The 8,307-nt window shown below is 71.9% G+C and carries 8 protein-coding genes; 2 read left to right on the plus strand and 6 right to left on the minus strand.

Going from position 1 to position 8,307, the window contains the following annotated elements:
• On the minus strand, window positions 1-945 hold a 945-nt coding region (locus ACWF94_RS25880), incomplete at its 3' end, for a sugar ABC transporter substrate-binding protein (protein WP_453493090.1).
• 380 nt (window positions 946-1,325) lie between these two features.
• Window positions 1,326-2,123 carry a GntR family transcriptional regulator gene (locus ACWF94_RS25885; RefSeq protein WP_453493093.1) on the minus strand — a complete coding sequence of 266 codons (798 nt, stop codon included), beginning with the start codon at window positions 2,121-2,123 and terminating at the stop codon, window positions 1,326-1,328.
• Window positions 2,124-2,200: 77 nt separating this feature from the next.
• Here ACWF94_RS25885 and ACWF94_RS25890 point away from each other — a divergent pair, with 77 nt between their 5' ends.
• Window positions 2,201-3,205 (plus strand): Gfo/Idh/MocA family protein, encoded by a 1,005-nt coding sequence (locus ACWF94_RS25890; protein WP_453493096.1) that lies wholly within the window; start codon window positions 2,201-2,203, stop codon window positions 3,203-3,205.
• A 748-nt stretch (window positions 3,206-3,953) separates the two neighbouring features.
• On the opposite strand, the gene ACWF94_RS25895 is transcribed toward ACWF94_RS25890, so the two are convergent.
• Both ACWF94_RS25895 and ACWF94_RS25900 read right to left on the minus strand, forming a co-directional pair.
• A complete protein-coding gene (locus ACWF94_RS25895; protein WP_453493099.1) occupies window positions 3,954-4,631 on the minus strand; it encodes a response regulator transcription factor in 678 nt (225 codons plus the stop codon).
• A complete protein-coding gene (locus ACWF94_RS25900; protein WP_453493102.1) occupies window positions 4,628-5,947 on the minus strand; it encodes a histidine kinase in 1,320 nt (439 codons plus the stop codon). The genes ACWF94_RS25895 and ACWF94_RS25900 overlap by 4 nt, the downstream gene beginning before the upstream one ends.
• Window positions 5,948-6,093: 146 nt before the next feature.
• On the opposite strand from ACWF94_RS25900, the gene ACWF94_RS25905 reads away from it, so the two are divergent.
• Window positions 6,094-6,306 (plus strand): hypothetical protein, encoded by a 213-nt coding sequence (locus ACWF94_RS25905; RefSeq protein WP_453493105.1) that lies wholly within the window; start codon window positions 6,094-6,096, stop codon window positions 6,304-6,306.
• A gap of 168 nt (window positions 6,307-6,474) precedes the next feature.
• Here the strand turns inward: ACWF94_RS25905 and ACWF94_RS25910 are convergent, their stop codons facing one another.
• Window positions 6,475-7,089 carry a dihydrofolate reductase family protein gene (locus ACWF94_RS25910; protein WP_453493108.1) on the minus strand — a complete coding sequence of 205 codons (615 nt, stop codon included), beginning with the start codon at window positions 7,087-7,089 and terminating at the stop codon, window positions 6,475-6,477.
• A gap of 379 nt (window positions 7,090-7,468) precedes the next feature.
• A partial coding sequence (gene alc, locus ACWF94_RS25915) for an allantoicase (protein ID WP_453493111.1) occupies window positions 7,469-8,307 on the minus strand: 839 nt, incomplete at its 5' end.

Below are 8,307 nucleotides of genomic sequence, written 5' to 3' on the forward strand. Positions count from 1 at the left end.
GGTCAGCACGGGCCGCCCGCCGCCGAGGACATCGGCGTTGTACCGGTACAGCCAGAGCAGATCGACCGCCTCGTACCCCTGGAGATAGGGCTGCTGGTCGACGGCGAAGCCGAGCGTCCCGGCCTTCAGGGATGCGGCGACCTTGGCGTTGAGGTCGAAGGTGTCGATCTCGGCGTCGCTCCCGGCGGACTGCTTCGCCTTGGCCGCGGTGTCCGCGAAGGGCGCGCCGAGGGTGACGACGGCGTCGACGGAGCTGTCGGCCTGGAGTTTGGCCTCGATGGACGCCTGGACGTCGGGCATGTTGGTGCCGTCGACGTACAGGTTCACCACGTCGCCGCCGAAGGTCTTCTTGACGCCCGCGCACCGCTGCTCGTGTCCGACGTTGCCCTGTTCGTGCAGGACGCAGAGGGTCTTCTTCTTGCCGCGCTTGTCCAGCTCGTCGCCGACGGCCTCACCGGCGATGGTCTCGTCCTGGCCGATATGGGTGAGCGCGCCGTAGGCGGCGGACTGCTCGGACCCCGAGTTGACGGTGATCACGGGGATACCGGCGGCGACGGCCTTCCTGACGACGGCCTTCATCGAGTCTGGTTTGGCGAGCGTGACGATCAGACCGTCGACCTTCTTGTCGATGGCGGTCTGGACGAGCTGGGCCTGCTGCTGGCCCTCGTCGCTCTTGGAGTAGAGGAAGTTGATGTTGTCCTTGACCGCGGCTTCCTCCGCGCCCTTCTGGACGATGTCCCAGAAGGTGTCGCCGTCGCCCGAGTGGGTCACCATGGCGAAGGTCCAGCGGGGAGTGCTCACCGCGGCCTTCCCGGCGGCGGCCTGCGCCTTGCGGGCGTCCTCCGCGCGCTTGCCGCCCGTACTGCTGCACGCTGCCAGGGAGAGCCCGAGCACCACCGCCAGCACCGCGCCCAGCGCGCGTACCCCTGTCCTTGCCCTTGCCACGTCGCGGGGCCCTTCTCGCCGTACTGCCGATCGTCCTACTGCCTGGTACAACCGGGGGATCCTCATCGCTCCCCGGCCGCCCAAGTATGAGTCACGGCTGGTCGGAGGGCCGGCATCGGGTCTGCCCGGCAGTTCGGCCGCCGTGTCCCGGGGCGGCGGCGCGCTTCTCCGGGACCGGGCGTCGAAGGGCGCCCGATGGACCCTGTGGACCCGAAGGACCCTGTGGATACGCATCCGGATACGCATGGTGGATCCGCCTTCTCTCCCGGGCCGCCCGGTTGCGGCTGGGGAGTTTTTACGGCGGCCCGGGGGCCCCGTCAAGACTTTGTCCGAACATTCTTACGCAACGGACATGGCGTGGCCGGTCGGCGACGTACGGCTCACGGGCGGACGAGGAGCTGGAACTCGAACGCGTACCGCGAGGCGCGGTAGAGGTGGGAGCCGAATTCGACCGTCCGCCCGGTGTCGTCGAAGGTGGTGCGCTCCATGGTGAGGACCGGCGCTCCTTCCTTCTCGGCGAGTTGTCCGGCCTCGGTCGCGGTGGCCGCCCGTGCGCCGACCGACTGCCGGGCGCTGTGCAGGGTGATCCCGGCGGCCCGCATCATCCGGTACAGACCGGTGGCCTCCAGCTGTCCGGTGTCACAGGTCAGCAGACCGGCGGGCAAGTGGTTGGTGAGCAGCGCCATCGGTTCCCCATGGGCGTACCGGAGGCGTTCGATCAGCTGGACCTCACTGCCCTCCGCGACCCCGAGGGCCGCCGCGACCTGCGCGGTCGCGGCCTCGGCGGTGTTGCGCAGCACCACGGTGGCGGGCCGCTGCCCGGCCGCCTCCAGATCGTCGTAGAGGCTGCTCAGCTCCAGCGGGCGCTTGACCTGACTGTGGACGACCTGGGTGCCCACGCCCCGGCGGCGCACCAGCAGCCCCTTGTCGACGAGGGACTGGATAGCCTGGCGGACGGTCGGCCGCGAGAGGCCGAGCCTGCCCGCCAGCTCGATCTCGTTGCCGAGCAGGCTGCCCGGGGTGAGCGCCCCTCGCTCGATGGCCGCTTCGAGCTGCTGTGACAGCTGGAAGTACAGCGGGACCGGACTCGTGCGGTCGACGCTCAGCTGGAGAGACCGGGACGGTTCCGTCTCGTGTCTGGGCTGCTTGGGCACGGGCCGAGCGTAGTCGCCGCTCATGTTGACGGGAAGTCGCGAAGTTCGGTTGTCAGGACAAAGTCTTGACATGGTGCCCGGCCCGCCTCCATTTTTGGCGCATGCGCATCGGACTCATCGGTACGGGACGTATCGGCACTTTCCACGCGGGTGTTCTCAGCCGGCACCGGGAGGTCGGTTCGCTGGTGGTGGCGGACGCCGACCCTGCGCGGGCCGCGGCGGTGGCCGACCGTACGGGCTCCACGGCGGCGCCCAGCGCGCACGAGGTCTTCAGCTGGGGCGTGGACGCGGTGGTGATCGCCTCGGCGACCGCCTCGCACGCCGAGCTGATCGGCCGCGCGGCCCGCGCCGGGCTGCCGGCCTTCTGCGAGAAGCCGGTCGCGGTGGATCTGCCGGGGACACTGGCCGCGCTGCGTGAGGTGGAGCGGGCGGGCACGCCGCTCCAGCTCGGGTTCATGCGCCGCTTCGACGCCGGGTACCGGGCGGCCCGTGAGCGGGTGCGCTCGGGGCGGCTCGGCCGGCTGCACACCGTACGGGCGATGACCTCGGACCCCGCGCCGCCGCCCGCCGCGTATCTGCCGCTGTCCGGGGGGCTGTACCGGGACTGTCTGGTCCACGATTTCGACATGCTGCGCTGGGTGACCGGGCGGGAGGTCGTGGAGGTGTACGCGACCGGATCGGACGCGGGCCCCGCGATGTTCCGCGCGGCGGGCGATGTCGACACTGCGGCGGCCGTCCTCACCCTGGACGACGGCGTCCTGGCGACGGCGACGGCCACCCGCTGCAACGGCGCGGGGTACGACGTCCGGATGGAGCTGGCGGGCGAGCTGGACCAGGTGGCGGTCGGCCTGGACGACCGTACGCCGATCGCCTCCACGGAACCGCAGGGTCCGCCGCCCGCATCCAAGCCGTGGCCGGGCTTCCTGGAGCGTTTCGCGCCCGCGTACGAGGCGGAGCTGGACGCGTTCGTCCGCCTGGTGCGGGGCGAGGCGGAGAACCCCTGCGACGGGCGGGAGGCGCTGGCGGCGCTGCGGATCGCGGAGGCGTGCGAGGTGTCGCGGCGCGAGCGCAGGGTGGTGCGGGTGGAGGAGATCGCGGGGGGCTGAGCGGTCCGCCCTGGTGCCCCAGGGGCCACGCCCCGGGTCCCCGCGCCTTCGGAGCGGCTTGGGAGCGGCTTGGGAGTCCAGCCCCCGGGGCTTCCGGCCAGGGTCCTGCCAGGTGGTGCCGGATTCGGGACTCCTGCCCGGTCGTGCCGGGCACGCCCTGCGGGCGTGTCCTCAATCTCCCCCGGACTCCGTTGTGGATTTTCAGCCTGTCCGGCGTTGAGGACACTCCGCAGGAATGCGCGACAGCCGACGTACGGTGCGGCTCATCGCCGGGGCTCTGCCCCGGACCGCCCCCTACGCCCTGCGGCGTGGGGGGACCCCCAGCGCCTCAATCTCCCCCAGAGCTTCGCCTGGGAGGGGCCCCCAGGCGAGGCTGAATTCCCGACCCAGGTGCGCACATCCAGCCCGTCCGGCGATTGAGGACGGACCCTCAGGCACAGGAGCGTGCACAAAAACGGGGCTGCGGCCCAAGCACCTCAAACGCCCCCGGAGCTTCGCCTGGGAGGGGCCCCCAGGCGACGCTGAAGTCCTGGCCCGGGTGCACATATCCAGCCAGTCCGGCGTTTGAGGACACTCCGCAGGAGTGCGCGTGAGCCGACGCAGGGCGCGGGTGCGTGGCGGGGCGCTGCCCCGAGCCGCCCCCTGCGCCTTGCGGCGCGGGGGGACCCCCGGCTCCTCACGCGCCGGAGGGGCGGGATTTACCTGCTCCGGGTGCGCGTATGTCAGCCTGTTGGGGGCGCCCCGGAGGCTACCGCTCCCCGTCCAGCAGCCCCGCGTCATGCGCGAGCAGCGCGATCTGGACACGGTTGTTGAGGTCCAGTTTGGCGAGGATGCGCGAGACATGGGTTTTCACCGTCGGGACGCTCATATAGAGCGTCGCGGCGATCTCGGCGTTGGACTGGCCCCGGCCGACGGCGATCGCGACCTCCTTCTCGCGCTCCGCGAGGGAGGCGACCCGGGCCGCCGCCGACCGCCGGCGCGGGTCACCGGCGCGTTCCTGCGCACTTTCGGCGACATGGCTCATCAACTGGCGGGTCACGGCCGGCGACAGGACCGGGTCGCCTGAGGCCACCCTGCGGACGGCGGCGACGATGTCGGCGGGCGGGGTGTCCTTGAGGACGAATCCGGCGGCCCCCGCGCGCATCGCCCGTACCACCTGTTCGTCGGCGTGAAAGGTGGTGAGGACGACGATCTCGGGGGCGCCCGGTCTGCGGCGCAGTTCCTCGGTGGCGGTGAGTCCGTCGACGGTCGGCATCCGGATGTCCATCAGCACCACGTCGGGCGCGAACCGGTCGACCAGCGCGGGGACCTCGGAGCCGTCCGCCCCCTCCCCCACGATCTCCAGATCGTCGGCGCCGCCGAGCATGAGGGAGAGGCCCGCGCGGACCAGGGGGTCGTCGTCGACGACGAGCAGCCGGATAGTCATGCGGCCCACGGTAGCCACGCACGCACATGGAATCCGCCGCCGCCCGTCCGCCCGTGCTCCAGGCTGCCTCCGGCGAGCGTGGCGCGCTCGGTCAGCCCGATCAGTCCCTGGCCGGAACCGGGCACCTTGGTGAACTCTCCTACGGGGGCCGGGTTGTCGACACTCACCACGAGCCCGTCGCCCGGTGCGCCGCTGACGGCGACGGTGACCTCGGCGCCGGGCGCGTGCTTGCGGGCGTTGGGCAGGCCCTCCTGCGCGATCCGGTAGACGGTGCGCCCCACGGCGGCGGGGACGGCGGCCGGGTCGGTGATGCGGTTGTCGAGGGTGACCTCCATACCGGCCTCCCGGGACTCGGTGACCAGGGTTTCGAGGGTCGCCAGCGTCGGCTGCGGCCGGTCCCCGCCGTCGCCGTCGCCGGGCGCGCGCAGCACCCCGATGATCTCGCGGAGGTCCTGGAGTGCCTCGTGCGCGCTGTCGCGGATCACCCCGGCGGCGCGGGCGACCTCGGCGGGCGGGGCGTCCGGCCGGAATTCGAGCGCGCCCGCGTGGACGCTGAGGAGGGTCAGCCGGTGGGCGAGGACATCGTGCATCTCCCGGGCGATGGCCTCCCGGGCCAGCCGCTGGGCCTGCTCGGCGCGCAGTTCCGCCTCGGTCTCGGCCCGGTGCGCCCGCTCGCGCAGCACGACGACGAGCTGCCGCCGGGAGCGTACGAGCATGCCCCAGCCGAGGGCGAGCAGGACCATCACCAGTCCGGCGATGAGCGAGGCGAGAAAACTGCTGGTCGGATCGGGCCGCACCAGAGGCTGGCTGATGGCGGCCACGAGCGCCATCAGGCCAATGAGGGCGACCGGTCTGAACGGCCGGTGCACCGCGACGCTGAACAGGCTCACGATGAACGCTCCCCCGGCGACGGGGAAGAGGAGGGAGACCAGCGTCAGGATCACCGCGAGCTGTACGGGCCAGCGCCGCCGCAGCCAGAGAGCACAGCAGGCGATGGCACCGATCAGCTGGTCGACGAGGATGAGGGGCTCGGGGTTGCCGGCCTTCTCCGTGGTCTCCGCCGCGAGCATCCCCACGAAGACGGCCAACGCGAAAGCGACAGTGTCGACAATCCAGTCGCGTACGGTCCGCCGGGGCCTCCTCCGCGAGGCCCCCGCCCGCCCGGTCCGCCCGGCCTGTCCCGCTCGCCCGTCCTGCCCGTCCTGCCCGTCCTGCCCAGCAGGTCCGGCCGGCCCGGTCCGGCCGCCCGGGGCCTCGGGGTCGAAGGGGTCCGCCATGGCCGAGGGGAGCAGCCAGGGGTATTCCGTACGCGTCATGTCGACAAACCTACGCAGCGTCCGGCCGCCCGTAAGCCCCCGCGCCTGCGGGAAGCTACCAAAGTCGGGCGGGAGGAGACTTTGGGTGCCGCACCGCATCCTGAGGGCCGACGCGCCGGGTGCGGGCGGCGGCCCAGGATCGGTCCATGGCGAAGATTCTCGGCGGCATCGGCGGTCTGCTGCTGTTCCTGGGCGGTGCCGGAGTGGTCCGCGAGCTGACCGGCTGGTTCAACTTCATGGGCGCGACCCGCTTCCTCACGGAGAATGTGGGATTCCTGGAGGAACGGGCGCTCCTCACGAACTTCGCGATCGCGGTGGTGGGCTTCGGGATGGTGATGATCGCTGAGAACTGCAAGTGACAGCGGCACCCGGCGGTGGATTCTGTACGCCCGTTGGTCCGGCTGGCCAGATCCCGTACGCCCGGAGGCCAGCCCAGAGGTTCAAGCCCCGTACGCCCCGAGGCCGGATCCCGAAGGTCCGGCGGCCGACTCCCGTACCTCTCGTACGCCCGGACCCGGCCCGGAGGTTCAGACCTCGTACGTCCCGTACTCGGGGCGGCCCGCCAGCTCATAGGTGTGGATGGCGACGCCCGAGCCGGTGGTGCGGGCCTCCTGGTGCCGGAACGCCGTCGGTACCGCGCCGTCCGCGAAGAACCGCAGGCCCGTGCCGAGGACGACGGGGAAGACCAGCAGATGCATGGTGTCGATCAGGTCGTGTGCCATCAGCGCGTGGGCGAGCCGGCCGCTGCCGTGGACCTGGAGTTCACCGTCCGTTCGTTCCTTCAGCTCGGTGACCTCCTTGGCGAGATCGGCGCCGATGACGGTGGTGCCCTCCCAGTCGGCCTTCCGCAGGGTCTTCGAGGCGACGTACTTCGGGAGGGAGTTGAGGCGGGAGGCGATCGGGTCGTCCGGGTCGGTCATCTTCGGCCAGTACCCGGCGAAGATGTCGTATGTCCGCCGGCCGAGCAGAAACGCCCCGGCGCGCTCGAAGACCTCGGTCATGAACCGGCCGAAGTCCTCGTCGCCGTAAGGCACGGACCAGCCGCCCAGGGCGAAGCCGCCGCTGGTGTCCTCGTTCGGCCCGCCGGGGGCCTGCATCACGCCGTCGAGGGTGACGAAGGTGGTGATCGAGAGCTGAGCCATGACTGATGCCTCTTCCGTGGCGTACATATGTGCTGTCAACAGGTCTGACCCGGTGGGGGCGGAGAACTCATCGGCCGGTCCGGCACGGGGCGGATCGGCCGTCCGTCAGCCGCCGGCACGGCCTGGTCAGGGCCGGATTCCTGGATGTCGTAACCACTCACGACACTCTTGAAACAAGGGGAACAGATGTCCAGGACCACACTGGTGACCGGCGGCAGCCGTGGGATCGGCCCGGCCGTCGCGCTCCGGCTCGCGCGGGGTAGGTGACGGGCGCGGAGCTGTCCGTGGACGGCGGCCACGCGGCTCCAGCGCGGCGTACAACCGGCCCTGCCGGGGCACCGCCCCGGTCATGGGCCGAGTTCACGGTCGCGGGCCGAGTTCACGGTCGCGGGCCGAGTTCACGGTCGCGGGCCCGCAGCCGGGCCTCGCCCGTGGGGGTGAGCGAGCCGAAGGCACGGACGCGGGAGACGCCGCCATCGGGGTGGATGGAGAGACGGAGGCGGCCGGCCACACAGGGCGTGGGGAGGACGAAGCGGTGATTGGTGTCCGGCTGGAGAGGGGTCGGGGGCAGCAGCGGCACCCAGGGGCCGTCCCCGTCGCGGGCGGCCAGCTCCGCCCATCCCGCGCTGTTGCCCTTGAGGCAGGCGGTGTCGATCTCCACGGCGCGGATCTCCGCCTGTTCCACCAGCCGGTAGCGGATCCAGTCGTGGCCCCGGTCCCGGCGGCGGCGGGTCTCCCAGCCGTCGTCCATCCGCAGGGACCGGCCGGGCATGATCGTGTTCGTGGCCGGGGAGTAGAAGCGGTCGGACGCGTCCTCCACCCGGCCGCCGTTCTCCAGGGCGAGGAGATCGAAGGTACCGAGCGCGCCGAGCCAGCCGGGGTCGGGGGCGACCTCGCCGTACACCCGCAGTCGGGCGATACCGCCGTCGGGGTGCTGGTTGAGCCGCAGATGGGTGAAGCGCCGGGGGACGGAGACGGCGAAGCCGTTGGCCGCGTGGCCGCCGATGGGCGTACGGGGGACGAGGGCCGCCCAGGTCACCCCGGCCTGGAGCAGTTCGTCCGGCGAGGGCGTCCCGGCCACGGCGGTGGCCTCGATCGAGACGGCCTGGGGGTGGTTGCCCCGGAAGTGCGCGGTGTCGACGACGATGCCGTGGACGACTCCGGGTGCCCCGAGCCGGATCAGCGCCCAGTCGTGGTCGCCGTCCGCCGGGTGGGGAC

The sequence above is a fragment of the Streptomyces sp. NPDC055078 genome (assembly GCF_053607985.1).